The sequence below is a fragment of the Streptococcus tangpeifui genome (genome assembly GCF_044503215.1).
Classification (GTDB): Bacteria; Bacillota; Bacilli; order Lactobacillales; family Streptococcaceae; genus Streptococcus; species Streptococcus tangpeifui.
This window is the reverse complement of sequence record NZ_CP172427.1, coordinates 2,044,954-2,069,581: the sequence shown is the minus strand read 5'-3', so window position 1 is coordinate 2,069,581 and position 24,628 is coordinate 2,044,954. Positions and strand designations below refer to the sequence as shown.

Sequence of the window (24,628 nt, the reverse complement as noted above, 5' to 3'; positions counted from 1 at the left end):
TGCAGTTTCATTGAAGTCATCTATGCTCACGTAACAGTCTCCCGCCCAGAATATCTATTTCCAAATTTATATTAAAGATTGACGTATTTATCAAACATCATCAAAGCACTCTAGCCCTTGTCTTTCGAGAGACTCAAAAATCGCATGAAGCTATTATCCTTCATGCGATTAATTATTTGATAGTGTTATCATGAATTTTTAATACTCTATCAAAATTTATTCCTTTTATAATATGGTGATCAACAATTAATAAAATACTATCTGGAAGTTTTGATTTTATAACAGATAGTAAACTATCCATTGACGTATAATCTATATTAGAAAAAATTTCATCCAAAATCAATAGCTTGGGCTTATATGATATCGCTCTAGCAATTCGTAATTTTTGAAGTTCACCTAAACTAAGATAATTTCGTAATTCCTGACTAGAAATATTCAAGCCTTTATCTAAGGACAGAATTCTCTCGTATATACCCACAGATTTTAATAAATCATAAATTTCTTCATCAGAAGATAAAAGTGATGAGAACTCCTCTTTTAATGTTTTTAACGGGAATCCTTGATTATTAGATAAATAGACAATTTGATGAGGTCCCAATTTCTGCGAACTATTTAGTTTTAGATATAAACTATCCCCATTTTTTTCTTCTAAACGAATACAACCTGTATAATTATTGTATATGTTGGCAAGAGATTTTAAAAATAATGATTTACCAGTACCATTTTCCCCTTTCAATAAAATACACTCTCCATTATGAAGAATCAGATTAATACCCCTTAAGATACTACTATTTCCACTATACACCGAAAAATCAGATAACTCTATAGCACTTAAGTTATCAAAATTAACTATATAAGAACTATCTGTTACCTTATTCAAATACAATAATATCCTTGCTTCATAAGTTCTGCTGATTGATAAAACAGCCCACAAATTAATCAGTTGAGTAACAGGACCAAAAATCAAACCACTATAAGAATTAAAAGCTACCAAATCTCCAATAGAAAAAATTCCATTTCCTATAAAATTTACTCCTAATACGAATATCAAAATTGTAGTAGAAGAAACTATTCCTGTAGAAATAATCTCAATAAAATTTTGAAAACCTCGTATTTTTGAATTAATAATGAAATTATTATTAATTACGTTCCAAAAATCAGAACGAATCTTATCGAACATTCTAAATACTCTTATTACTTCTAAATTAGTTGTTATATTTTTTAAAGTGTTAAGCAACTGATCTCTGCTAAATTGTTGCTCAAAACTAAAGGTTTTCAATTTTTTTCCGGCATAAATAATCCACAACACATATGTAGGAATGACTATCAACACTGGCAACGTTAATTGGATATTTAATCTTAAAAGCATTATTAAATACCCCATAAAAAGACCAATACTTGATATAAAAGTCACAACAATATTTTCAATATTAGATACGTAAAGCTCAGAGTCATTAAATATCACAGTAGTTATATTTGAATTATCCGATAATGACTCAATATTGTTCTCTGACAAAATTTGTTTACGTATCTCTAATAAGAATCTTTGGAAAAAGGTAGCAGATAAGATGGAATTTATCCTCCCTACTACAAATTGAAAAAAAAGAACAACAACTATAAGTATAATATAATAATATAAAGAGTTGAACTGCTTTAATATTAAAACTTTATCGATTATCATCTTAGAGATATAAGGAATTGGCAAAGATAACAAATTACCTAATATAATTAGAAAAACAATCAAAGTGAACTGAAACTTATGGTATCTAATGAATTTTCTGAAAATAATCATAGCTAATCCTTAATCAAATATACACCCTTAAAAAGGTAATTAAAATTAATTAAGTATCGAATTATAAATAACCACCTTTTCTAAATATCTAGTCAAAACTTCCTCTTTGACAGATTCGTAATTATCTCTTATAGTTCCTAGCAACTGTTTATTATTATATAAATATGCACAATAAAGACATTTATGAGCGAAAAATGGAGCTTCTTTCCCCATCCACTTAGACGCTGTTTCTACAATTTTTTTAGGTCCATCAACAAAGATCCAAGCTTTTAAAAAGTCTCTATGGTGACTAGATAACACCTTATTCAATTCCACTCTGTCAATTTTACCTAAGTGCAGCTCACTAATATCATTGGAGGTTAACCCACAACAGCCAACTACATCACCACGGGGTTCCAAAGCAACTGTATCAAATATTCCATCACAACCTTCATTATTACCTGATAAGAGTTTTTTGTCGAACTTATAAACTGTATTCGTATGAAAAGAAACCCATATTGTCGGCATGACCTTCAAAAGTTTTGAATATTTTTGACCTTGTATATACTTAGTGTAAAGTGGATGATTTACAAAATCCTCTACTTTAAATTTCTTACTGCTATTGGTTTCAACTGCAATACAAGTCAACATTCCTTGTTCCACACTAGCTATAGCACAATGCAAAACACATTCTACCGGAATAAACTTTTGATGACTATCCCCAGTTGAAAAATTAATTTCATTTAATCCATTATATTTTAATATTTGAATCTTTTCTCTAGCAGATTCTATACTTGTACCCCAAAAGCCATTAGTGACACATCTTGTTAGAAAACCTAAATCATGTGCATATCTAATACTTTTGACTAACAATTTAAAATTAATAAAACACTCGCCACCTGAAAAAACAACAACTTTGATACTCTCAATATGTTTAATCTTGTCCAAAAATGATTTTATTTTACCAAAATTTAAAGAATTTCCTTTCAATCGCGGTGAGCAAGAAAAACAACATTCATCACACTCAGCAACGCATTGATATGTCATTAGTATAGCTGCTGTACGCGGATTAGGTTCTAAATTATTCATTAATTTCTCCTAAATTATTGTATTCTCTAACAATTTCAACAAATTCTTCGATTACACTTCTTAAATATGATATCCCACCAATTTTCAATGCTTTCTTAGAAATTTTAGATAAGAATTTATTATCAATTTTTTTGAAAAACTCTTCACTTTTATCAGGATCAGAAGCTAATACGCCTAATGCAACAGCAACAAGTGTGGCTGCTCCTACTACTGTCGTTACTCCTGCTACTACATTAGCTCCGGCTGCAACCTCATGTAAGGCCACATAGGATACAGTATAGAGCCACCCTTTGCTGTATTCTACAGTAGGCTTTAACGAATACACTTCATCTTTAGACATATCATAATTAAGTCTTTCATTTTCTATAAAATCATAAGGACTTAATAAATCTTGACCAGATAAAACATCTAAAGTCATCACATCTGCAATATTTTCTGGCATATCTAAACTAAATTTAGATTCTTTATCCATATTTCTTAAAGAATCACCAAAAATTCGTTTGTCACTCATAACACATACTCCTTTCAATTATATGAATTAATTGGTTGGTCCGAAAATTAACAATAGGCAAAATATAATTAATATCAGAACAAATGCACTTGCATAAATTATACGCCCTATGGGATGCTTAGGATTTATAGCTATACCAAATTTTCTAACCTCTGAAAATGTCTTAGAGGTTTGAAATCTATTAACTTCAAATTTATATCCTGCTGCTACCATACAGAATATTGAAACACACAATAAACAGGCTAGTAACTTTTGACTTTTTAGGGGAAGACTATTATTAAAGCAAATCATTATAATCATTATTATTAATTCACAAGCAAGAAAAATAAAGAACAAAAATAATGGCATACTGGTTCTTTTATGTTGCTTAACTTTTAAAGATTTGGACTCTCTTTTTTTATGAGTATTCCCAGAATAATTTCCCAGAAATAATAGGATCAGCAGACCCATTATTACTATTAGATTTTCAGTAAAGCTAATCTCAAAATGAATATTAAAGGCGGCTAATGAAATGAATCCTACCACTATTAAGATATTAAGCATTTTTGTCTTCTGTTGCATAACAATATCACCTTCACCTAACCATATAAAAAATCCTTTGATTTCTCTCATAATTATCATAATTTCTAATTAAATATTATTCCTAAAACACCAAACATTCAATAGTGATTTTTTGACAGAGTGTAAAAATATTAATTTGCAAAAAGCCCTTAATTGCTATAAACTTACTGTAATATGATGTTATTTAGTTCACAATATGTAAAAAAATAGGAGTAAACCAATGACAAAAGGAACTCGAGAAAATATCATCAATGCATTTTTTATATTGGCTTCAAAATATCCTGAACGTTCATCTTTCTCTCTTGCTGAAATAGCTAGAGAAGCTGGTATAACTAGACAAACTATCTACAAAAATCACTTTAATAGCTATGAAGAAATTATTGATTATATCCAATTTGCGACAGATAGAAAAATTGATAGTCTATTTTCTGAATTTGATGGTAGCCAAACAATTGATTGTTTTTTATGTTATGTGATAATCCCAGAATTGTATAACAACAAAAGCTGGCTAAGATATCTCTATTCAACTGCGGCTGATCCCAAATGGAGAAAATATCTTCAACAAAAGTATTATAAATGGATACTAAAAGAGCTGACGATCAACTGTCATAATTTTCAATTAGATAATATCTTTATTTCTAAATGGTTAGTTAATAGCGTTTTAGCACTTATCGAGATATGGATATCCGAAGAATTTCCAATTCCCCCAGAAAAATTTTCAAAAGAATTTTTAAATTTGATAAATAGCCCACTTTCCGATTTCTTTTTACGTGAAAACTCTCAACAGAAAAGGTTAACAAATAGAAAAGCTAACTAATTTTTTTACGTTACACAATATTTTTCCATCAACATAACTATAATTCATTACAATAATTTGGTAATGCTACTTCAAACTACGATATTAAGCGGAGACCATTTAATCACTGGATTAATCAATAAATTTTTACAATCAATGGTCCATCAAGATAATATTTTAATTTCCGCCTCCTCTTGACAATACTATATGCTTTTGTTGTACATTTATATAACGGAATGATTATGGCCTTAGAAATCATACGAATACAAGCTTAGAAAATGTTATAATAAAAGTAATTTAGGTCAAGGAGGCTGATTTATGCAAATAATTTTCAGTGATATAGATGGTACTCTTCTTAACCAAGACCATCAGGTAACCCCAGCGACTGCCCGAGCTATCAAGTCTTGTGTAGATAACGGGCTCTATTTTGTGCCAGTGTCTGCTCGAATGCCTGAAGCCATTCGCCCAATTATTGATAACATCGGTATTCTCAGTCCCATTATTGCCTACAATGGTGCCTTGATTCAGGCTCAAGACGGGACAGTTGTCGACAGTAAGACTATAGCCATGTCTGAGATTCGATCAGTCTGCCAGACGGTTGAAAATCTGGGGCAGGATCTGGCTTGGAACATCTATAGTTATAGTGATTGGTACTCATCCCATCAGGGCCATGATTTGGTTCACGATGAAGAAGTGGTGGTTAACTTAGAGTCGCAAGTTGCTGACCTTGATCAGTTGGACAGTCTTAAAGAAGCCCACAAGGTTTTAGTCATGTGTCCACCTAATCGGACCGACCAAGTTTTGCAGGCCCTCAAGCGGGGCTATCCTGATCTATCCATCGCTAAATCTGCTGCTCATCTGATTGAAGTCATGGCAGCAGGAATTGATAAAGGTCAGGCAGTTAAGACCTTAGCTGACTACTATAGAGTTCCTATAAATGAGACTTTGGCTTTTGGCGACAACTATAATGATTTAGAAATGTTGGAAACTGTCGGTTATGGCGTCCTCATGGGCAATGCTCCCAAAGCTCTGAAGAATCGAATTGGCAAGGTTACCTTGGACCACAACCACGATGGCATTGCCAAGGTTCTACAAGAAGAAATTCTCTAAGAGTTCACGCGGAGAATTCTGAGGATGTCTAACTTTTAGCATGCAGAAAAACTTTACCAATTGGTAGAGTTTTTTCTTGACTAATTTTGACCAAATGCTACAATAATAAATGTAATTAGCACTCGAACTGTTGAAGTGCTAAAAAATTAATGGAGGTCAGACAATGTTAAAACCTTTAGGTGATCGTATTGTTGTAAAATTTGAAGAAGTAGAAGAAACCACAGCTAGTGGTTTTGTTTTGGCAGGTAGCTCACATGAAGCTACTAAAACAGCAACTGTTTTAGCCGTTGGGCCAGGCTCTCGGACACTGCATGGAGATTTGATTGCTCCGAGTGTAGCTAAGGACGATAAAGTTCTGGTTGAAAATGGTGCTGGTTTGGATGTTAAGGATGGTGATGATAAAGTTTCCATCGTCCGTGAATCTGATATTTTGGCTATTCTTAGCTAAGAGTAAGGCCGAATCCCATTCAAAATTGTCAGCTTACTAGTATCTAATATAAAAAGAACCTTAGGTCGGTTTTGTTGGAGAAAAAATGCAAAGTTCTAGGTGTTCTTGAACATGGAAACGTGAAGAATTCCGAGGGCTACCTCTCCTAAGGTTACTAATCTAAGCAATATATAAACAAGAAAGACAGGTAATAATAAATGGCAAAAGATATTAAATTTTCAGCAGATGCGCGTTCTGCAATGGTCCGCGGAGTCGATGTTTTGGCTGATACCGTTAAGGTAACGCTTGGCCCTAAAGGCCGTAATGTTGTTTTGGAAAAATCCTTTGGTTCACCTTTGATTACAAATGACGGTGTAACTATCGCTAAGGAAATCGAGTTAGAAGATCATTTTGAAAATATGGGAGCCAAATTGGTTTCAGAAGTTGCTTCAAAAACCAATGATATTGCTGGTGATGGTACAACAACTGCCACCGTTTTAACCCAAGCCATCGTTCGCGAAGGGCTTAAAAATGTAACAGCAGGAGCTAATCCAATCGGTATCCGTCGCGGTATCGAAAGAGCTGTTGCAACAGCTGTTGAAGGTCTAAAAGCTATCGCTCAACCAGTTTCTGGTAAAGAAGCTATTGCGCAAGTTGCCGCTGTATCTTCACGTTCTGAAAAAGTTGGTGAATACATTTCAGAAGCTATGGAAAAAGTTGGCAACGACGGTGTCATCACCATTGAAGAGTCTCGTGGTATGGAGACTGAATTGGACGTTGTTGAAGGGATGCAATTTGACCGTGGTTACCTTTCTCAATACATGGTAACCGATAACGAAAAAATGGTTGCTGATCTTGATAATCCTTACATTTTGATTACCGATAAGAAAATTTCAAATATCCAAGATGTCCTTCCTCTTTTAGAAGAAGTGCTTAAAACTAGCCGTCCTCTTTTAATTATTGCAGACGATGTTGATGGTGAAGCCCTGCCTACTTTGGTTCTTAATAAGATTCGTGGTACCTTTAATGTCGTAGCTGTTAAGGCGCCTGGCTTTGGTGACCGCCGCAAGGCTATGCTGGAAGATATCGCTATTTTAACGGGCGGTACTGTTATTACGGAAGATCTTGGTTTGGAACTTAAAGATGCTAGTATCGCTTCGCTAGGTCAAGCTGCTAAAATCACTATTGATAAGGATTCAACAGTTATCGTTGAAGGAGCTGGCCAAGCTGATGCAATCGCAGAACGGGTCAATGTGATTAAGTCACAATTGGAAACAACAACATCAGATTTTGACCGTGAAAAATTGCAAGAACGTTTGGCAAAATTATCTGGCGGTGTTGCAGTTATCAAGGTTGGTGCTGCGACTGAAACAGAATTAAAAGAAATGAAACTTCGCATTGAAGACGCCCTTAATGCAACCCGCGCTGCCGTTGAAGAAGGCATCGTTGCCGGTGGTGGTACAGCCCTTGTTAATGTCATTGAAAAAGTTGCCTCTCTTGATGTGAAAGGGGATGAAGCAACTGGCCGTAACATTGTTCTGCGTGCGCTTGAAGAACCCGTTCGTCAAATTGCCCGTAATGCTGGCTATGAAGGTTCCGTTATCATCGAAAAACTTAAAGCTAGCGCTGTTGGTACAGGCTTTAATGCAGCCAATGGAAGCTGGGTAGATATGGTTGAAGCAGGAATCATTGATCCTGTCAAAGTTAGTCGTTCAGCCCTGCAAAATGCAGCTTCTGTAGCCAGCCTCATTTTGACAACTGAAGCCGTTGTTGCCGATCATCCAGAAGAAAAAGCTCCAGCTGCCCCAGCAATGGATCCAAGTATGATGGGCGGCATGATGTAATAGAAAAAAATTATCTAAGCAGCAAAGAAGGCTGATAGTTAACGGGAGTGGGATCAACCCAAAAGTTGAAAATTTTGGCTCTCACCATTTCTTAATTTCTAGAGTGACCTGAAACGGTCTCTCTCCAGATCGTTTCACTCCCACCCCTGTGCAAGAGGTTAGGAACACTGGACGAGTTTTGTCCAGCCTCCATCTCTCTTACTAATTCAAAAGAGACAGTGTTATCAGCTGTCTCTTTTTTGTATCGTAAGGTTAATGGCTTTCTAGTTATCAACACTAGCTGAAAGATTAGGCTGGCTTGCTATGATGAAGGAACTATATTCCTCACTAACTTATAAAAACGGAAGGCTCATCTGAACCTTCCGTTTTCAATATGGGAGTAGCTTTTAATCTGCTAAGACAGTCGGATTTTGAGCAATGAGGCAGCGATAGAACTCGGCGCGTGTCGTTAGGATGTAAGGGTAGAGCCAGAGATAGCCGATTCCAAGGGTTAGGGTTGCTAAGAACCACCAACCAAGAAAACTGAGATCAAGGACGAAAAGTTCCCATTTGTGTCCCTTCATCAAATGCTTAGATCTGGTAATTGCTTCAGTAGCGGATAGATTTTTTCCTTGCCGTTTAAGATCATCAACGATATAAATAGACATGGCATAAGAATAAGCTTTGATGATGCCAGGAATAATGAGGAGCAAAGTCCAAAGTAGTGTAAAAATATATTGAAGAATCCAAGTCAGAATGAAGGCCCAAATACGACCTTCCGTAAATCCTGCGAAAACGCTGGTCAGAACATTTTCATCCTTACGGTTGTCACTGAAGTGCAGGAAGCCCAGAATAGTACTAGCAGCAATCAGGCCAAGGACTAGGCCTCCGGTCTGTACCAAGGGTGAAGCATAAAAAGTGAAATGTACATCAGTGATAAGGCCATTATGATGAGTAAGCAATTCCTTTGTGGTTAGGATATCATGGATGCTATTCATTTGAAGACAAATTTGAATAATCCAAACGATGGCAACAACCCCGATAGCCCATTTCCAATTACCAGAAAGCTTTTGTTTGGCTCGGGATTTTAATTCACTGCGTTTCATAATTGTTCTCCTTCGAACGATAATTTTTTGTGGGAAGTAAAGATAGCATAAGTTATTTAGTGTTGTTGTCTAATTGAACTATTCTCTTGCTACAATAAGTGTAATGGATCTTCTGAAATTTGTAAAGCCCTAAATTGAAAAATTCTCCTAAATCGAAATCTGCTGGAAATAAAAAAAGGGCTTGCCTTATTTGGGCAAGCCCTTTTCAAAGCTAGGAGATTGAGCCTTGACGGTGATTGTTTCCCCGCTGAAAGGATGGAGAAAACTGAGTTCATGTGCATGAAGCATGAGCCGTTCAGCAGGGACCTTGCTGTAGAGCGGATCCCCAATAATGGCGTGACCATGGTGGGCAAGATGAACTCGGATTTGGTGGGTGCGACCAGTTTCCAACTGACAGTTGAGCAAAGTGCAGGTTCCTTTAGGACCAATAAATTCCTTTAGCTTACGAATATGGGTGATGGCAGTCTGTCCTTTGGCGGTTACCAGCCGTTTTCGCCGATCGTGGCGATCTCGGCCAATTTTATCACGATAGGTCATGGATTCTTTTGCTAACCTTCCTTGAACAAGAGCCCAGTACTGTCGGGAAATTTTCTTATCTTCCAGCAATCGATTAAGAATAGGCAGGACAAAAGGATTTTTGGCAAAGAGGACTAAACCACTGGTCTCCTTATCCAGCCGATGAACCACATAGCAGGTGTCTCCGACATAAGCTGAAACATGGTTGAGGAGGGCAATTTCATTGGGGTGGTTAGCGTGCGTCTTCATCCCTTCAGGTTTATTGACAATAATCAAATGTTGGTCTTGATAGAGGCAGTCCACCAGTTGAGCTTGCCCCATTGGGAGATTTTTCTTGGGATAATCTTCTTCATCAAAAATCAGACTAATATTGTCTCCGGCTTTAACTTGGCTTTGCCAGTGAATGCTTTGACCATTGACTAAGAGATGCTTCTTGGTCCTAAGAAAATGACGGATTTTTCGCGGGACCAGCCAATGATTTTCCAAGAGATCTTTGACAGTCGTTGGCGGAAAGGAAGTTGGCAGTTGGATGAGAAATTTCATGACTTTGATTTTAACACAAAAGACGTTTTCTCTCTAGGTTTTTGGAAGAAACTTGCTATAATAAGGCTATGAAATTTTTAGAAATGATCAAAAAGGGAGCCAAGAAACTTGGCAGTAAGTTCTTGACTTTGATTTCAAATAAGAAGCAAAATAGGAAACCATCTGTTAAGGCTGGACCATCTGATAAGGATAATGGCCTGTCCATGACTCAAAAACTGGAGTCGGTTCCAGTTCATGAAAGTGACTATCATCGTAGTCGAACCCATCATCAGAGCCGGCTAGATAAGTTAGTTGAGAAGTATCCCAAACTAGCTTTTCTTAAGGTTATTATTCCTGACAAGCAGTCTTGGATTCGTCGATTCTGGCGTCGCTACAATCTCAGCCGAATTTTACTGTTAGGAGTTAGCCTTTTTGTCCTCTTTACAGCAGCCTACCTCTTTTATCTGGCCAAGACGACCAATGTCTCTGACCTTCAGGATGCTCTCAAGTCCTCAACGGTTATTTATGATCGTAAAGGTAAGGAAGCAGGTACCCTCATGGGTAACAAGGGAACCTATGTTGAACTGGATCGGATTTCCGATGACTTAGAAAATGCGGTTATTGCAACGGAAGACCGCAGTTTCTACAAAAACCATGGGATCAACTACAAGCGGTTTTTCTTGGCAGTCTTTACAGCCGGTAGGTTTGGTGGCGGTTCAACTATTACCCAGCAGTTGGCTAAAAATGCTTACCTTAGTCAGGAGCAGACGGTTACGCGGAAGGCCAAAGAATTCTTCTTGGCTGTTGAGCTCAATAAGAAATATTCTAAGAAACAAATCCTGACTATGTACCTCAACAATGCTTACTTTGGTAACGGAGTTTGGGGAGTTGAGGATGCCAGTCAAAAATATTTTGGCACCTCAGCTGCCGATTTAACCATTGATGAAGCTGCAACCTTGGCAGGTATGCTTAAGGGTCCAGAAATTTATAATCCTCTCTACTCAAAAGAGAATGCGACCAACCGCCGTGATACTGTCTTGCAGAATATGGTCAATGCCGGTTTCCTCAAAGAAGCTGATGCTAGATCCTTTAAGGCGGTGAATGTGTCCAGCCGTCTGCAGGACACCTACTCGGGTAAGAATGAGTCCTATAATTATCCCTCTTATTTCGATGCTGTGGTCAATGAAGCCATCAATAAATATGGAGTGTCTGAGAAAGATATTCTCAATAATGGTTATAAGATTTATACAGAATTAGATCCTGACTATCAAGAAGGGATGCAGACAGTCTATTCAGATGCTTCAATCTTTCCAACTTCTCCTTACGATGGCTCATCAGCCCAATCGGCCAGTGTTGCTGTCGATCCGTCGACAGGTGGGGTCCGCAGTTTGGTTGGCCGCCTTAATTCGACAGAAGATCCAACCTTTAGGGCTTACAATTATGCGACTCAATCGTCGCGGAGTCCAGGCTCGACTATTAAGCCTCTGGTGGTTTATTCCCCAGCTATCTCAGAGGGTTATGATATTGACGAAGATCTGCCCAATACGGTTCAGGATTACGATGGCTATGCTCCGTCTAACTATGCAGGTATTGAGTCTGATAAAATTCCTATGTATCAAGCTTTAGCCAATTCTTACAACATCCCAGCTGTCTACCTCTTGCATGAAATGGGAGTGGACACTGCTTTTGACTATGGTAAGAAGTTTGGTTTAAATATGGATAAAGTTCCGAAAAATCTCGGAGTTGCTCTGGGTGGTAGTGTGACTACTAATCCTTTGGAAATGGCTCAGGCTTATTCGACCTTCGCTAATGATGGAGTCATGAATGAAGCTCACTTTATTACTAAGATTGAGACCGCCTCAGGGAAACCTGTAGCGGAATACAAGAAAGCTTCTTCTCGTGTTATCAGCAAATCGGTCAGCGACAAAATGACCAGCATGATGCTGGGCACTTTCTCCAATGGTACAGCGGTCAGTGCCAATGCCTATGGTTATACCATGGCGGGTAAGACCGGGACCACTGAAACCAGCTTCAACGAGGATCTGATTGGTGATGAGTGGGTTATTGGTTACACGCCTGATGTGGTCATTGCTCAATGGATGGGCTTCGAGCATACCGATGAAAATCATTATATTGTTGATGACTACGGGGCTTCGGACAATGTCTTTAGTCAGACAGCCAGCTATATCCTCCCTTATACCAAGGGAACAGAGTTTACGCAGCAGAACGCCTATGCATCAGACGGTCAAAGTCTAACCTACGATGCTAGTAATAAAGATAGCAGCAGTAATTCTGATGAATCCAAAGATATTATTGATAAGATTCAAGATGCTGCGGAGGATGCTAAAAATAAGGTTAACAAGGCTGTTGATGATTCTGGTTTGGTGGATAAAGCTAGAGATGCTTGGGATACCGTCAAGGGCTGGTTCCAATAAAGGGCTAGCCGTCAGCAGCAAGCTGAGCAGTGTTAAGAAGTGCAGGTGTCAGAAAACAAACTTTTTACTGCCTCACTTAAAATGACTGAATCAAATATGATACCTCCCTGCCTGGTGCCTCAACTTGCCTATCAGCTAAAATCATGGTAAAATAATTGGGATTAAAAGGGGAGGCCAGCTATGGCGCAGAAAAAAGCAAGCCTAGCCTGTTCGGAATGTGGCTCACGAAACTATTCAATTGCTGTGAGTTCTACTCCTAAACCGACACGCTTGGAAGTCAATAAATATTGTAAACACTGTAAAAAATATACCTTACATAAAGAAACTCGCTAACAAACGAGCAGAAGGAGAGAGACATCGTGAAATTTTTAGCAGGAATTTTTCAAATCCTAGAGCACACCAATTGGCCAACGCCTAAACAACGCTGGAAAGATTTTCTGGCTATCTTAGAATATACATTCTTCTTTACCGTGATCATTTACGCATGTGATCTAGCTCTTCATTGGGGAGTTAATTATCTGCTTAACTATGTGAACCTACCTTTCTAGGAGAAAAATTAGCAAATAAAAGAAATGACCTAGCCAAATGCCAGGTCATTTCTTTTTTTATGATTAAAAAGAACGAATCGATAATCTCTTTTGACTGAGGAACAAGTGGCTCAGTCAGTGTGGCTTGCTCTACTAAAAAATCCTTGAGACGAGTCTCAAGGATTGGGATTTTTAACCTGCTTGGAAGTCGCTGTTATCAGAGTCATCAAGATTTGAATAGTCATCTGAATCATTGCCATTGACTTTATTGTAGAAATCTTTGTAGGAAATATAGTAGTCTTTAGCATTGCGCTTAGCTTTTTTAGCTCGAGCCCCTGAGATTGACTTGTAAGTTTCCTTGAAATAAGGCTGATCATCATCGTAATAAACAATAGTCAGTTCTTGATCCTTGACAAAAAATTTAGCTTTCAAATCATCGAACGGAACATGATCTTCCATTTCAGCAGGGTAATAGTTGAAGTAGTCATCATCATCAATTCTGACTTCAACGGCCTGCCCTTTTTTATTAATATTGAAAGTCAAAGAAGGATGGGCAGGAGAAGCGAAGGCAAAAATGTAATCCCCATTATAGGTTGAAACTGTAGTCGCGTTATAAGAAACGAGGCCCCCGTTTTTGCTGGTCAGATAGGTATCGAATTGAACATTTTCATAATCTGATTGAGAGTCGCCATCAACAATCTTACCATCCCGTGAGAAGGTCGTCCAGTCATCACTCTTGTAATAGGCGGTTTCAGTCAGCTGCCAGTCACCAGAGATATCTTTTTGTGAAGCTTTCTCTTGGGAACTGTGGCCAAAAATCCCTAAGATTAAGAGAACCAAGGCGATGACCACCATAATGCCAATATTGAGCCAGAGAGGCCAACCTTTATGGCCGTCTTTTTTCTTGAAAGCCTGTCCCATTTTTTTGAAAACTGATGGCTTAGCTGGAGCAGCTATTGGAGCCATCTCAGGAGCAGATGGTACTGGTCCATTGGCGGGAGCAGTGACTTGAGGCTGACTAGGGGTTGGGGCTGTTCCTGTTGCAGCTGTCGTTGGCTGGGGCTGGAGGTTTTGCTCAGTAGGACTTGTAGCAGCTGGATCCTTGGGCTCTTGTTGCTTGTTCAGCTCTTCAGCTGGAGTTTGAGTAGCCGGTTCAATAGTTTGATCAGGCTGATATTCACCAGCCAAAGCAGCTTTTTGATAATCCTCAGGCTGAGGTTTTCGTCCTTGAGTTAGTTCAAAAAACTCAGCCCATTCTTTTTCATTCATCATAGCAATGGTCTCCTTGGTTAAATTTTCTTCTAAAAGAGTTAGATAGAAATAGTATATCATTTTTTAAGAAATTTTGAAAATCTGCTAAAAATTCTTTGCAAGGTCCAGAAATATGCTATAATAGTGAGGAAATGAAGCCCAAAGAAGGCTTTTTTATATTGCTCTTAGTTAGCTGAGAAGGAAAGAAAGGAAAATTGAGATGCTAGATTCATTTGATAAGGGCTGGTTTGTTCTGCAAACTTACTCTGGTTACGAAAACAAGGTTAAGGAAAACCTTTTGCAACGTGCTCAAACCTACAACATGACAGAGAATATTCTGCGTGTGGAAATCCCAACTCAAACCGTTAATGTTGAAAAGAACGGAAAGGTTAAGGAAGTTGAGGAAAATCGCTTCCCCGGTTATGTCCTTGTAGAAATGGTAATGACCGATGATGCCTGGTTTGTCGTACGTAATACCCCTAATGTTACCGGTTTTGTTGGCTCCCACGGGAACCGTTCAAAACCAACGCCGCTCTTGGAGGAGGAAATCCGTGCCATCCTTGTTTCTATGGGACAAACTGTTGATGTGATTGATACCAACATCAAGGTTGGTGATGTCGTACAAATTATCGACGGTGCTTTCATGGGACAAGAGGGGCGTGTTATTGAAATTGAAAATAACAAGGTCAAAATCATGATCAACATGTTTGGTTCTGAAACGGCTGCTGAAGTTGAGCTCTACCAAATTGCAGAATTAAATTAAGAGGTTAGGGTGTTAAAAAAGACGTATGATTTTAGGGATTTCTCAAAAAATACTGATTTTAGAGAGAAGACATCTAAATTATTAGTCTTTTAATCGGAGAAACTAAGATACAACGCCAACGCCGTTAACGTCCTAAAGGAGAATTGGCGAAGAAATGACTTCTAGCCTTATTTTATCTTTCCCCACAGAGGTTTCGGCGGTTCAGTTATTAAGGTGTATATGGCAAAGTTATTTAGTTACGACAATAACAAATGTCCAAAAGTGAATGGAATAAAATCACTATAGTTAGCTATCGAATTTATTGTCTCATTCCTACAAAGATGATGATTAGATTAACCACTAGGGATAAGAAGCTCCCATCACTTCTTGCATCAAAGTGTTCATCGAGTTAAAGCTAGAAGGAGTAAGGCTTTTTCTCAGCTTATTAGTCTTACTAGCTTCGTGGAGATGACACTGTTGGTTATCTCGGTTTCATATTGCTCCTAACCAAGCAAGTTATACCAGTGTTTGAAAATCACTAATAAAAACTGAGTCTAGGAAACTCCTAGGCTCAGTTTTTGTGTGGTTATCTATACATATAGTCCCTAGTCATGGGCATGGTAGATTTTGTTTTGCCTTTCGATAGCAAGTATTGAACGACATCAATATTTCCTGCTTGGAAGGAGCCGGCACAAGCCTGTAAATACAAGTCCCACATTCTGATGAAGCGTTCATCGTGGAGTTTTCGAACTTCTGGCAGGGCTTTATGGAAGTTTTCTGTCCACATCTCAAGAGTCTTCTGGTAGTGACGGCGCAGGAACTCAATATCAGCAACTTGAAGTCCAGCATCAGAAATATGATCTAGATTTTCAGTTAGCCGAGGAATGTAACCGCCAGGGAAAATATATTTATTAATCCAGCCATTATAGCCATTGCCGTGGTTTCCTCCAGCTTGGCCAGTAATCCCATGAATTAATGCTAATCCGTCATCTGCTAGGTAACGAGAGATGGTATCAAAGTACTGGCCTAAATTCTCTTTACCGACATGTTCAAACATGCCAACACTGGTAATATAATCGTAAGGCCCCTCTTCAATATCGCGGTAATCTTTGAGGATAACCTTTGCCCGATCTTCCAGACCTTTTTCTTTAATGCGTTGATTGACATAATTGGCTTGTTCTTCACTAAGCGTGATACCTGCGACTTTCAAGTCATATTCTTCACAGGCTGTTAGCATGAGAGTCCCCCAGCCGCAGCCAATATCCAATAATGTTTTTCCAGACTTAGGATTTAGTTTCTTAATAATATGGTGGACCTTATTGATTTGGGCCTCTTCCAAGCTATCATCCTCATGCCTGAAGTAAGCACAAGAATAGGTTGCTGTTTTATCAAGCCACAGGCGATAAAAATCATTTCCAATATCATAATGACTTTGGACATCGGATTTGCTATCACTTTTAGTATGGGATTGCTTCGGTAAGAAGCGGGCAAATTTACTGTTTTTCAAAAAACTATCAGAGGCACGGTAGGCCGATACAATCAATTCTTGAATCGATCCCTCAATTTCAATATCGCCATCCATGACGGCTTCCCCTAAAACAATTGAAGCATTTTGGGTTAGATTAGCTACTGAAATTTTCTTATTAAATTTAATTTTAACTCGTGGATTTTCACCATTATAAACCTCAGTTTTGCCATTAGGATAAGTAACCTGCAGCGGGATATCAAATGAATTTTTAATGAGTTGTTTAACAATTAAGTTATCCATCATGAGAGCAAAAACCTCCAATTCTAATTTTAGTTCTATTATAGTTCTTGGAGAAGCTGAACGTAAAAAATTTGATTTGTTCTTGGACAAATCAAGGGAAAGTGTCTAATTTTAAAAAATAGGATGTTTGGGTTGAATAATTATTGATATCAATGCTGACATAGGAGGTCGCTTTTAAGATGCAAAGCCGCTCTATTCTCTGAGAAATCATTAATTGGAAGTAGGGAATAGAGAGTAGACTAGGTTTTCCGCTTTGAACTTGAGGCAAGAGGAAAACCAGCCAGCAGGGTTCATTGGTGCTAAAGTATCTAATAAATGGTTCAGGAGTAATACTTCTTGGCGTAGCCAACAAGTTTTGCTGCCATCTACTGCGCCGAAAGCTGGTTTCTAAACAGGAATATTGGACGAGTTTTTGTCTAATATCAACGAAAGGCATGAAGGAATTCAAAGAATGTGAGATTCCTTTCGTATAATTGTTGCTTTTTAATTTTGAAACCAAGCTTCAACAGTTTTTCCCCAGCTTGCTGAACTTCCTAGAGTGGCAGTCGGATTCAATATAAAACGAAACCGTTTTCCTTATTGGTGCGGAAAAAGTTTAACTGGTCATTTTTCATCTGCCCTCTTATAATGTAAATGAGTCAGTGTGTGACTGTTCAAAAATCAGATCAAGTATCTTTAGTGGCGCTGTGCTTCTTCAAAAATTAGTTGTTTAACGGCTTAGATCTTGATAATTGAACACGGTCTGTGGATTGTGTCAAAAAGATAAGTTCTCCCAGAATCCTTAGTGATTCGTCGTCGTACTCCCTATTTTGACTTTATCCGCGGGCGCCCTTTGTATCTTATCAATTGAACACGGGACTAATTCCCTTGGAAAAAAGATAGCTTGTCTCTGAAATCAGGATTTCCGACCAACCTTCTATTTTTCTGTCGGGAATTTTCGCTAAAGCGAACCGTCCCTTTGTATCTTAAAATAATAGAGGAGGCAGATTATGTCTAAATTACCAAACAACTTTTTATGGGGCGGTGCGGTAGCGGCCCATCAATTGGAAGGCGGCTGGCAGGAAGGCGGCAAGGGGATTTCCGTTGCTGATGTCATGACAGCAGGCCGACATGGTGTCCCGCGGGAAATCACTGATGGTGTGATTGAAGGCAAATACTACCCCAATCATGAAGCTATTGATTTCTACCATCATTACAAGGAAGATATCAAACTCTTTGCAGAGATGGGTTTCAAGTGTTTCCGGACGTCTATTGCTTGGACCCGCATCTTTCCAAATGGGGATGAAACTGAGCCCAATGAAGCAGGTTTGCAGTTTTATGATGACCTCTTTGATGAATGTCTCAAATATGGCATAGAGCCTGTGGTGACTCTGTCGCATTTTGAGTTGCCTTATCATCTAGTTACTGAATATGGTGGCTTTACCAACCGCAAGGTTATTGATTTCTTTGTCCGTTTTGCAGAAGTTTGCTTCCGTCGTTATAAAGACAAGGTCAAATACTGGATGACCTTCAATGAAATCAATAATCAAGCTAACTACCAAGAAGATTTTGCACCTTTTACCAATTCGGGTATTGTCTATAAAGAAGGCGATGACCGTGAAGCCATTATGTACAAGGCGGCCCACTATGAGCTGGTGGCTTCTGCGCGTGCAGTCAAGATTGGCCATGAGATTAATCCTGACTTGCAGATTGGCTGCATGATTGCTATGTGCCCTATCTATCCGGCAACCTGTAAGCCATCTGATGTTTTGATGGCGCAAAAAGCCATGCAAAAACGTTATTACTTTGCTGATGTACATGTGCATGGCTATTATCCAGAACACATCCTAAAATACTGGGAACGTAAAGGCATTGATGTTGATGTGACTGATGACGATAAGGCAGACTTGTTAGCTGGTACAGTGGATTATATCGGATTTAGTTACTACATGTCCTTTGCGATTGATAGTCACCGTCCAAATAACCCACATTATGACTATCTGGAAACCGAAGACTTGGTCAAAAATAACTACGTTAAAGCATCTGAATGGGACTGGCAGATTGATCCTGAAGGCCTGCGTTATGCTCTCAACTGGTTTACTGATATGTATCACCTGCCGCTCTTTATTGTAGAAAATGGTTTTGGCGCTATTGACCAAGTGGCAGAGGATGGCATGGTGCATGATGATTATCGGATTGATTACCTAAAAGCCCATATTGAACAGATGATTAAGGCTGTTGATGAAGACGGTGTTGATCTCATGGGCTACACGCCTTGGGGCTGTATCGACCTTGTATCTGCAGGAACAGGTGAAATGCGCAAGCGCTATGGTTTTATTTATGTGGACAAACATGATGATGGCACAGGAACCTATGCCCGTTCACCGAAGCTGTCCTTCGATTGGTACAAAAAAGTGATTGCCTCAAATGGGGAAAATCTATAATGGCTTCTGCTAGCTATTTGTCCGAAATCAGAAGATGAGATGAGATTTATGTGGAATGTTATTTTGGAAATTTTATCTGTCATTGCTATCCTAGGTTTGATATTTTACCTTATTTTGTGGGTAAGAAAAAGAATAACCACTCCGACCTATCAGGGGAAAAGTGGCAAACCAGCTAGCACTTATTTCATTAATTTTAAGGAAAATGATAAGCCAGATATTCGCCAAAATTCCAAACTGATGGATATTTTATCCATAAAATATGAAACATCGGATGGTTTTGTAGTTGCCTCAACCATCAATGATATCAAGTTGCGGCAGTTAATCATGCGGGAATATCAGCTCAAGCTTAAAAACGTTATTGTAACCTACCGTCAGCTTGTTTAGGCTATTATTTTAGTTGGGTTTTATCGATAAAGAAAAGAAGTCAATCATGGAGGTTGACTTCTTTTTGCGGAAATTTTAGAGAATGCTGTTTTCATAATTTCCGCATTCATAGAGAAATTTTCCGTTGAGATACGGAAAAAGTAGCCATGCACATATTGAAAACGCTGTTATATAATTAAGGTAGAAATAAATTAATAAAGGAGTTTAATATTATGGCAAAACAAGCATTGATTATCTGCGCAGGCGGTATGTCCTCTTCGATGATTGCTAAAAAAACAATGACTATGCTGCAAGAGCAGGGAGAAGATATTGAAATGGATGCGGTAGGCGTACCAGAAGGTCAAAAACGCATTGAAGCTGATGAGTATGACCTTTATCTGGTTAGTCCGCAGACAAAAATGAACTTCAAACAGCTGGCTGATGCTGCTGCTAAAAAGAATAAACCTATCGTTCAAATTCCGCCGCAAGCCTATATTCCTATTCCGATGGGAATTGAAAAGATGGCTGCCTTGGTCAAGGAAAATATCTAAATCTGATGAGGGGAGAGCGTCTTATGCTGAATAAACGTGAAAGACAGATTCTCCAGGTTCTTATTAAGAATAAGGATCATTATACGACCAGCCAGGAGCTGGCCGATCAACTAGCCTGTTCAGATAGGACAGTTAGAACCTACTGCAAATCCTTAGTGGATAAATTATCACCCTATCCCAAATTAGAGTTGACCTCAAAGCAAGGACATGGTTACAAACTTATCATTTCCGATGATGATCAGTATTCTGCCTTCTTGGAAGAAAATCATCTGAATCTAGCTCAGCTCCCCTATAAGGAAATTTCTGATATTAACGATCGTTATAATTATTTGCTTAACAAGCTTCTCTTCGAGCAAAATGAGATTTATTTTGATGATTTAGCGGATGAACTCTATGTCAGCCGTTCAACGCTGTCAAGTGACTTTAAAAAAATTCGAGAAAAGTTTATTCCCTACCATCTAGGAATTGAAAGTAAGCCTAACAAGGGGGTTTATATTACCGGCAGCGAACGTGATAAGAGACGCTTTATTATGGATTACTTTATCAGTTCGGGTTTTGTCAATACCATGCATACCTATGTTGATAATGATCTTTTCAGCCAGAAAATCAGCTTTGAAGAACTCACCATTATTGTCTTAGATGAGTGCCGTGAGGGGAAATTAAAACTCTCCGATTACGTTATTCAAAATTTAGTCATTCATATTGCTTTGGCTATTCGGCGGATTACGGAAGGATTCAAGATTAGTAAGCTCAGCGAGGCAGTTGACATAGCCGATTGGCATGAACGCAAGATTGCTCAGCGTATCCTTGACAGAATTAGTTCAGTGACAGGTATTGATTTTCCTAGTGAAGAAGTCGACTATATTACCTTGCATCTAGTGACTAAAAAACAAGCCACTGCTAATCACCTCGTGCAGGAGCAAGAAGATCGTCTCCGTCAGGAATTGCTGGCATCCATTGAAACCTTAAATCCAGCAGTCAAGAATGATTTTCAGCTGATTGAAGGCTTGTTATCCCACCTCTCAACCATGCTGATACGTTTGGAAAATGAGGTGATTTTAGATAATCCGCTGACGGATGAGATTGAGAAAAAATCTCCAGATATGTATCAACTGGCTGAAAAGACCCTGTCACTCATGCCGACCTTCAGCCAGTTTTCTGTGTCAAAAGATGAGCTGGCCTATATCGCTCTTCATTTTATGGCAGCTAAAGAGCGCTATAAGGAACATAAAAAATATAATATCCTCGTTATCTGTGCGACTGGTTATGGCAGTGCCCAAATGCTCAAAAGCCGTATTGAAAATGAATTGGGGAATATCGTTCGTGTCGTTGATGTGATCGGCTATTATGAAATCAGCGATGAAAAGCTAAAAGATATTGATTTTATCATTTCATCTATTGATTTATCAACCTTGATTTTTAATATCCCCGTATTTACAGTATCGGTATTTTTAGATGATGAGGAAATTAATCATATCAGGCAAGAAATAGCCAGTTTGTACACCAAAAGTCGCCTAGCCCACTATGCTAATAATGAGAGATTTTCACTAGGGCAGGTTTTTGATGAGTTTTTTACAAAAGAGACCTTCTTTATTTTTGACAAGGGTGATAAAGATGAGGTGCTTGCCCAGCTGATCCACAGTATGGCGGATTGTGAAGGAAAACATTTTGAAAGCCGTATGCAGGAGATGATTAAGCAAAGGGAACTGATGAGTTCTGTCGTCTTCAGTGACAGCATTGCTGTTCCCCATCCGCTTAAGGCAGTGGGAACGAAACACCGAGTAGCCGTAGCAATCATCCATCAGGGCTTAAAATGGAGCGACGATTATCCAATGATTAAGTTGATTTTTCTAACGTCCATGTCAATTTATGAAAATGACGGTCTGCCCGTTATTGCCAGCAGTATCGTTGACTTAGTAGACAGGCCTGAATTACAGACTAAAATCCTAGCTTGCCAAACTTTTGAAGCGTTTAAAGAGCTGTTTTTACAATTAGAAGAAAGGAAATAACGATATGAATACAGAAGAGCTACAGGTTGCCGCATTTGAAATTATCCTCAATTCGGGAAATGCCCGTGCCATCGTTCATGAAGCGTTCGACGCTATGCGACAGGGTGACTATGATTTGGCGGAAACAAAGCTCGACCAAGCTAATGAAGAATTTCTGAAGGCTCATCAGTCACAGACAGAGCTTTTACAAGAATATGCAGGCGGGACTGAAATCAAGGTAGAAATTATCATGGTCCATGCCCAAGATCACCTAATGACAACCATGACCCTACGGGAAGTGGCGCTTGAAATGCTTGAGTTGTATAAAAAAGTAAATTAGAAAGGAGTCGGGATGTCCCATCAATCAAATAGAGATTCAAAAAAAGTAGACAGTCAGGAATTAAAACGGCAAATGACTCTGAAAAATAATTTGTTTTCACGCTACCTGTTGTTTAGGTACAGTCTGGCTTTATTTTTCTTTGTGAATCTTTATTGGATACTTTCTCTGGTTTACAGACCAAGTGTCTATCTCATTTTGCCGGTGGTTTTGCTGTTTCTGTTCATTGCAGCCTGTGCTGAGCAGTTTAAACTTTACGGAGCTAAGGAGGTTCATCTTAAACAGACTGAGCGATCCTTAAAAACTCAAATCAGTGTAGAGCTGTTTTTGCTGGCTGTTTCTGTGATTCCCCAGCAGCTACCCACAGCTGTTCCCTTCTTTTCAGATACTGTACCGGCTCACCTATTTTTTGCCCTAGTGCAATTTCTTGGTTTGCTTATCTGTTGGTATAATCTCAAACGTATTAGACAAATCAAGAGCAATGAAGACAAATTTTACCATCGTTTTCATAATCATATTAAAAAATATATTTAATGGAGGAAAAAATTATGGATGAACAAAAGGGACTATTTGGTTTCCTGAATAAGTATCTTATGGGACCGATGAGCGTTATTGCCCAATATAAGGTTGTCCGAGCTATTACGGCAGCGGGTGTTGCTTCTGTACCTTTTACAATCGTCGGATCAATGTTTTTAGTATTTAATGTTTTACCAGATTCATTTAGTTTTTGGCCGGTTGTAAGAGACATTTATGAAGCAACATTTTATAAGTTTTCAAGTCTTTATATGCTTGCTTATTATGTTACTATGGGCTCTTTGTCACTTTATTTTGTTTTAACCATGGGGTATGAGTTAACCAAAATATATGCCGAAGAGGAAGAATTGAACTTGAATCCTTTGAATGGTGCAATGCTCTCGCTCTTTGCTTTTCTGATGACCGTTCCGCAAATTATTTTTAAAGGCGGTTCAATGTCAACAGTTCTTAATCTGAAAAAAGGTAAAGTAGTATCAGATGGTTGGGCAATTGCTGATGGAGCTATTACACGTTTTGGAACATCAGGGATTTTTACAGCTATCATTATGGCTATTTTGGCTGTCATGCTTTATCGCATATGTGTGAAACATAACTGGGTTATTAAAATGCCGGAAGCTGTACCGGAAGGGGTATCCCGTGGCTTTACAGCTTTGGTACCAGGATTCGTTATCGCATTTGTTGTCTTATTTATAAATGGTGTGTTTGTTGTATTAGGGACAGATATTTTCCAAGTTATTGCAGCACCATTTGGCTTTGTAAGAAGTTTAACAGATACTTGGATAGGTATCATGATTATTTACCTCTTAACACAAGCATTATGGAGCATTGGTATCCATGGAGCTAATACTATCTTTACGCCTTTTGTTAACCCAATTGCCCTTGCCAATATGGCAGCTAATGCCAAAGGAGCTCACTACATTGTTGCCGGTGAATGGTCTAATATGTTTGTTATCGCTGGTGGATCTGGTGCAACTCTAGGGTTATGTATTTGGTTAGCAACCCGTGCCAAATCAGAACAATTAAGTGCTATTGGTAAAGCGTCAGTTGTTCCAGCAATTTTCAATATCAATGAGCCACTTATTTTCGGGATTCCAATTATCTATAATCCCTCTTTGATTATTCCGTTTATTTTAGCACCTATGACCTCTGCTACTCTTTATTACTTTGCCATGAAATTGGATTTGATTAAAGCAGTATTTGCTCAAGTTGCTTGGCCAACTCCAGTGGGAATTGGTGCCTTTACAGGTACAGGAGACTGGAGGGCGATTATTTTAGCCTTAGTTTGTGCCCTTGCTGCCTTTCTTGTTTATTATCCGTTTATTAGAAATTATGATAGAAAATTGCTTAAAGAAGAGCAAGGTGCTTAATTAGATCTCTTTTATAAGCCTGCAAACTTGCGGGCTTTTTTCATAGCCAAAATTTGCATGGCTCCTAGTTTTGTTTTATGATAGGGACAAAAGAATAAAGTGAGGGAATC

Annotated in this window: 23 protein-coding genes; 15 read left to right on the top strand and 8 right to left on the bottom strand. The window is 38.4% G+C overall.

Features of this window, described 5'->3' with window-relative positions:
• Window positions 1-172: 172 nt before the first annotated feature.
• Genes ACFSN5_RS09515 through ACFSN5_RS09500 form a run of 4 tightly spaced genes read right to left on the bottom strand, consistent with a single transcriptional unit; the run spans window position 173 to window position 3,983 of the window.
• Entirely contained in the window at window positions 173-1,792 is a 1,620-nt protein-coding gene (locus ACFSN5_RS09515; RefSeq protein ID WP_165212195.1) for an ABC transporter transmembrane domain-containing protein, read from the bottom strand.
• Between the two features lie 45 nt (window positions 1,793-1,837).
• On the bottom strand, window positions 1,838-2,860 hold the full coding sequence (locus tag ACFSN5_RS09510) for a hypothetical protein (RefSeq protein ID WP_165212197.1): 1,023 nt from the start codon (window positions 2,858-2,860) through the stop codon (window positions 1,838-1,840).
• Window positions 2,853-3,371 (bottom strand): hypothetical protein, encoded by a 519-nt coding sequence (locus tag ACFSN5_RS09505; RefSeq protein WP_165212199.1) that lies wholly within the window; start codon window positions 3,369-3,371, stop codon window positions 2,853-2,855. Before ACFSN5_RS09505 ends, ACFSN5_RS09510 begins: the two co-directional genes overlap by 8 nt.
• A gap of 27 nt (window positions 3,372-3,398) precedes the next feature.
• Window positions 3,399-3,983: a hypothetical protein gene (locus ACFSN5_RS09500; protein WP_346773318.1), complete on the bottom strand. Its 585-nt coding sequence runs from the start codon at window positions 3,981-3,983 to the stop codon at window positions 3,399-3,401.
• Between the two features lie 169 nt (window positions 3,984-4,152).
• On the opposite strand from ACFSN5_RS09500, the gene ACFSN5_RS09495 reads away from it, so the two are divergent.
• The 4 genes from ACFSN5_RS09495 (at window position 4,153) to groL (ending at window position 8,109) form a co-directional block, all read left to right on the top strand.
• Window positions 4,153-4,749: a TetR/AcrR family transcriptional regulator gene (locus tag ACFSN5_RS09495; protein WP_165212201.1), complete on the top strand. Its 597-nt coding sequence runs from the start codon at window positions 4,153-4,155 to the stop codon at window positions 4,747-4,749.
• 297 nt (window positions 4,750-5,046) lie between these two features.
• The gene (locus tag ACFSN5_RS09490; protein WP_165212203.1) at window positions 5,047-5,838 is read left to right on the top strand and encodes a Cof-type HAD-IIB family hydrolase; all 792 of its coding nucleotides are present in this window, start codon (window positions 5,047-5,049) and stop codon (window positions 5,836-5,838) included.
• A gap of 163 nt (window positions 5,839-6,001) precedes the next feature.
• Window positions 6,002-6,286: a co-chaperone GroES gene (gene groES, locus ACFSN5_RS09485; protein WP_165212205.1), complete on the top strand. Its 285-nt coding sequence runs from the start codon at window positions 6,002-6,004 to the stop codon at window positions 6,284-6,286.
• Window positions 6,287-6,483: 197 nt separating this feature from the next.
• Complete coding sequence (gene groL, locus ACFSN5_RS09480; RefSeq protein WP_165212207.1) at window positions 6,484-8,109, top strand: chaperonin GroEL; 1,626 nt, start codon at window positions 6,484-6,486, stop codon at window positions 8,107-8,109.
• A 386-nt stretch (window positions 8,110-8,495) separates the two neighbouring features.
• Here groL and ACFSN5_RS09475 read toward each other — a convergent pair whose 3' ends face one another.
• The gene (locus tag ACFSN5_RS09475; protein WP_165212209.1) at window positions 8,496-9,194 is read right to left on the bottom strand and encodes a DUF975 family protein; all 699 of its coding nucleotides are present in this window, start codon (window positions 9,192-9,194) and stop codon (window positions 8,496-8,498) included.
• Between the two features lie 186 nt (window positions 9,195-9,380).
• Complete coding sequence (locus ACFSN5_RS09470) at window positions 9,381-10,253, bottom strand: RluA family pseudouridine synthase (RefSeq protein WP_165212211.1); 873 nt, start codon at window positions 10,251-10,253, stop codon at window positions 9,381-9,383.
• A gap of 68 nt (window positions 10,254-10,321) precedes the next feature.
• Between ACFSN5_RS09470 and pbp2a the strand changes: the two genes are divergently transcribed.
• The 3 genes from pbp2a to secE all read left to right on the top strand — a co-directional run bounded on the left by pbp2a (window position 10,322) and on the right by secE (window position 13,215).
• Window positions 10,322-12,667, top strand: a complete 2,346-nt coding sequence (gene pbp2a, locus ACFSN5_RS09465; RefSeq protein ID WP_165212213.1) for a penicillin-binding protein PBP2A — start codon at window positions 10,322-10,324, stop codon at window positions 12,665-12,667.
• A gap of 180 nt (window positions 12,668-12,847) precedes the next feature.
• Window positions 12,848-13,000 carry a 50S ribosomal protein L33 gene (gene rpmG / locus ACFSN5_RS09460; protein ID WP_081478736.1) on the top strand — a complete coding sequence of 51 codons (153 nt, stop codon included), beginning with the start codon at window positions 12,848-12,850 and terminating at the stop codon, window positions 12,998-13,000.
• 26 nt (window positions 13,001-13,026) lie between these two features.
• Entirely contained in the window at window positions 13,027-13,215 is a 189-nt protein-coding gene (gene secE / locus ACFSN5_RS09455) for a preprotein translocase subunit SecE (protein WP_165212215.1), read from the top strand.
• Between the two features lie 171 nt (window positions 13,216-13,386).
• Here the strand turns inward: secE and ACFSN5_RS09450 are convergent, their stop codons facing one another.
• Window positions 13,387-14,466 (bottom strand): hypothetical protein, encoded by a 1,080-nt coding sequence (locus tag ACFSN5_RS09450; protein WP_165212217.1) that lies wholly within the window; start codon window positions 14,464-14,466, stop codon window positions 13,387-13,389.
• A gap of 199 nt (window positions 14,467-14,665) precedes the next feature.
• Here ACFSN5_RS09450 and nusG point away from each other — a divergent pair, with 199 nt between their 5' ends.
• Complete coding sequence (nusG, locus tag ACFSN5_RS09445; RefSeq protein WP_004227945.1) at window positions 14,666-15,208, top strand: transcription termination/antitermination protein NusG; 543 nt, start codon at window positions 14,666-14,668, stop codon at window positions 15,206-15,208.
• Window positions 15,209-15,773: 565 nt separating this feature from the next.
• Here the strand turns inward: nusG and ACFSN5_RS09440 are convergent.
• Complete coding sequence (locus ACFSN5_RS09440; protein WP_165212219.1) at window positions 15,774-16,958, bottom strand: SAM-dependent methyltransferase; 1,185 nt, start codon at window positions 16,956-16,958, stop codon at window positions 15,774-15,776.
• 986 nt (window positions 16,959-17,944) lie between these two features.
• Between ACFSN5_RS09440 and ACFSN5_RS09435 the strand changes: the two genes are divergently transcribed.
• From ACFSN5_RS09435 to celB, 7 genes are all read left to right on the top strand, one after another.
• Window positions 17,945-19,378, top strand: a complete 1,434-nt coding sequence (locus ACFSN5_RS09435; protein WP_165212221.1) for a 6-phospho-beta-glucosidase — start codon at window positions 17,945-17,947, stop codon at window positions 19,376-19,378.
• A gap of 48 nt (window positions 19,379-19,426) precedes the next feature.
• Entirely contained in the window at window positions 19,427-19,762 is a 336-nt protein-coding gene (locus tag ACFSN5_RS09430) for a hypothetical protein (RefSeq protein WP_398600716.1), read from the top strand.
• A gap of 212 nt (window positions 19,763-19,974) precedes the next feature.
• On the top strand, window positions 19,975-20,292 hold the full coding sequence (locus ACFSN5_RS09425) for a PTS cellobiose transporter subunit IIB (protein ID WP_165212225.1): 318 nt from the start codon (window positions 19,975-19,977) through the stop codon (window positions 20,290-20,292).
• Between the two features lie 23 nt (window positions 20,293-20,315).
• On the top strand, window positions 20,316-22,301 hold the full coding sequence (locus tag ACFSN5_RS09420; RefSeq protein ID WP_165329422.1) for a BglG family transcription antiterminator: 1,986 nt from the start codon (window positions 20,316-20,318) through the stop codon (window positions 22,299-22,301).
• A gap of 4 nt (window positions 22,302-22,305) precedes the next feature.
• Window positions 22,306-22,620, top strand: a complete 315-nt coding sequence (locus ACFSN5_RS09415; protein ID WP_165212230.1) for a PTS cellobiose transporter subunit IIA — start codon at window positions 22,306-22,308, stop codon at window positions 22,618-22,620.
• Between the two features lie 12 nt (window positions 22,621-22,632).
• Complete coding sequence (locus tag ACFSN5_RS09410; protein ID WP_165212232.1) at window positions 22,633-23,151, top strand: hypothetical protein; 519 nt, start codon at window positions 22,633-22,635, stop codon at window positions 23,149-23,151.
• 14 nt (window positions 23,152-23,165) lie between these two features.
• On the top strand, window positions 23,166-24,518 hold the full coding sequence (celB, locus tag ACFSN5_RS09405; protein ID WP_165329423.1) for a PTS cellobiose transporter subunit IIC: 1,353 nt from the start codon (window positions 23,166-23,168) through the stop codon (window positions 24,516-24,518).
• The last annotated feature ends 110 nt before the right edge of the window (window positions 24,519-24,628 follow it).

Bases quoted from the DNA above. Each gene is read 5' to 3' on its own strand.
- groL (WP_165212207.1), top strand. From the start codon at position 6,484: ATGGCAAAAGATATTAAATTTTCAGCAGATGCGCGTTCTGCAATGGTC.
- ACFSN5_RS09470 (WP_165212211.1), bottom strand. From the start codon at position 10,253: ATGAAATTTCTCATCCAACTGCCAACTTCCTTTCCGCCAACGACTGTC.
- ACFSN5_RS09495 (WP_165212201.1), top strand. From the start codon at position 4,153: ATGACAAAAGGAACTCGAGAAAATATCATCAATGCATTTTTTATATTG.
- ACFSN5_RS09425 (WP_165212225.1), top strand. From the start codon at position 19,975: ATGGCAAAACAAGCATTGATTATCTGCGCAGGCGGTATGTCCTCTTCG.
- ACFSN5_RS09430 (WP_398600716.1), top strand. From the start codon at position 19,427: ATGTGGAATGTTATTTTGGAAATTTTATCTGTCATTGCTATCCTAGGT.
- ACFSN5_RS09415 (WP_165212230.1), top strand. From the start codon at position 22,306: ATGAATACAGAAGAGCTACAGGTTGCCGCATTTGAAATTATCCTCAAT.
- ACFSN5_RS09410 (WP_165212232.1), top strand. From the start codon at position 22,633: ATGTCCCATCAATCAAATAGAGATTCAAAAAAAGTAGACAGTCAGGAA.
- ACFSN5_RS09440 (WP_165212219.1), bottom strand. From the start codon at position 16,958: ATGATGGATAACTTAATTGTTAAACAACTCATTAAAAATTCATTTGAT.
- pbp2a (WP_165212213.1), top strand. From the start codon at position 10,322: ATGAAATTTTTAGAAATGATCAAAAAGGGAGCCAAGAAACTTGGCAGT.
- ACFSN5_RS09435 (WP_165212221.1), top strand. From the start codon at position 17,945: ATGTCTAAATTACCAAACAACTTTTTATGGGGCGGTGCGGTAGCGGCC.
- ACFSN5_RS09450 (WP_165212217.1), bottom strand. From the start codon at position 14,466: ATGATGAATGAAAAAGAATGGGCTGAGTTTTTTGAACTAACTCAAGGA.
- ACFSN5_RS09490 (WP_165212203.1), top strand. From the start codon at position 5,047: ATGCAAATAATTTTCAGTGATATAGATGGTACTCTTCTTAACCAAGAC.
- rpmG (WP_081478736.1), top strand. From the start codon at position 12,848: ATGGCGCAGAAAAAAGCAAGCCTAGCCTGTTCGGAATGTGGCTCACGA.
- ACFSN5_RS09515 (WP_165212195.1), bottom strand. From the start codon at position 1,792: ATGATTATTTTCAGAAAATTCATTAGATACCATAAGTTTCAGTTCACT.
- groES (WP_165212205.1), top strand. From the start codon at position 6,002: ATGTTAAAACCTTTAGGTGATCGTATTGTTGTAAAATTTGAAGAAGTA.
- ACFSN5_RS09505 (WP_165212199.1), bottom strand. From the start codon at position 3,371: ATGAGTGACAAACGAATTTTTGGTGATTCTTTAAGAAATATGGATAAA.
- ACFSN5_RS09500 (WP_346773318.1), bottom strand. From the start codon at position 3,983: ATGAGAGAAATCAAAGGATTTTTTATATGGTTAGGTGAAGGTGATATT.
- ACFSN5_RS09510 (WP_165212197.1), bottom strand. From the start codon at position 2,860: ATGAATAATTTAGAACCTAATCCGCGTACAGCAGCTATACTAATGACA.
- nusG (WP_004227945.1), top strand. From the start codon at position 14,666: ATGCTAGATTCATTTGATAAGGGCTGGTTTGTTCTGCAAACTTACTCT.
- ACFSN5_RS09475 (WP_165212209.1), bottom strand. From the start codon at position 9,194: ATGAAACGCAGTGAATTAAAATCCCGAGCCAAACAAAAGCTTTCTGGT.
- celB (WP_165329423.1), top strand. From the start codon at position 23,166: ATGGATGAACAAAAGGGACTATTTGGTTTCCTGAATAAGTATCTTATG.
- ACFSN5_RS09420 (WP_165329422.1), top strand. From the start codon at position 20,316: ATGCTGAATAAACGTGAAAGACAGATTCTCCAGGTTCTTATTAAGAAT.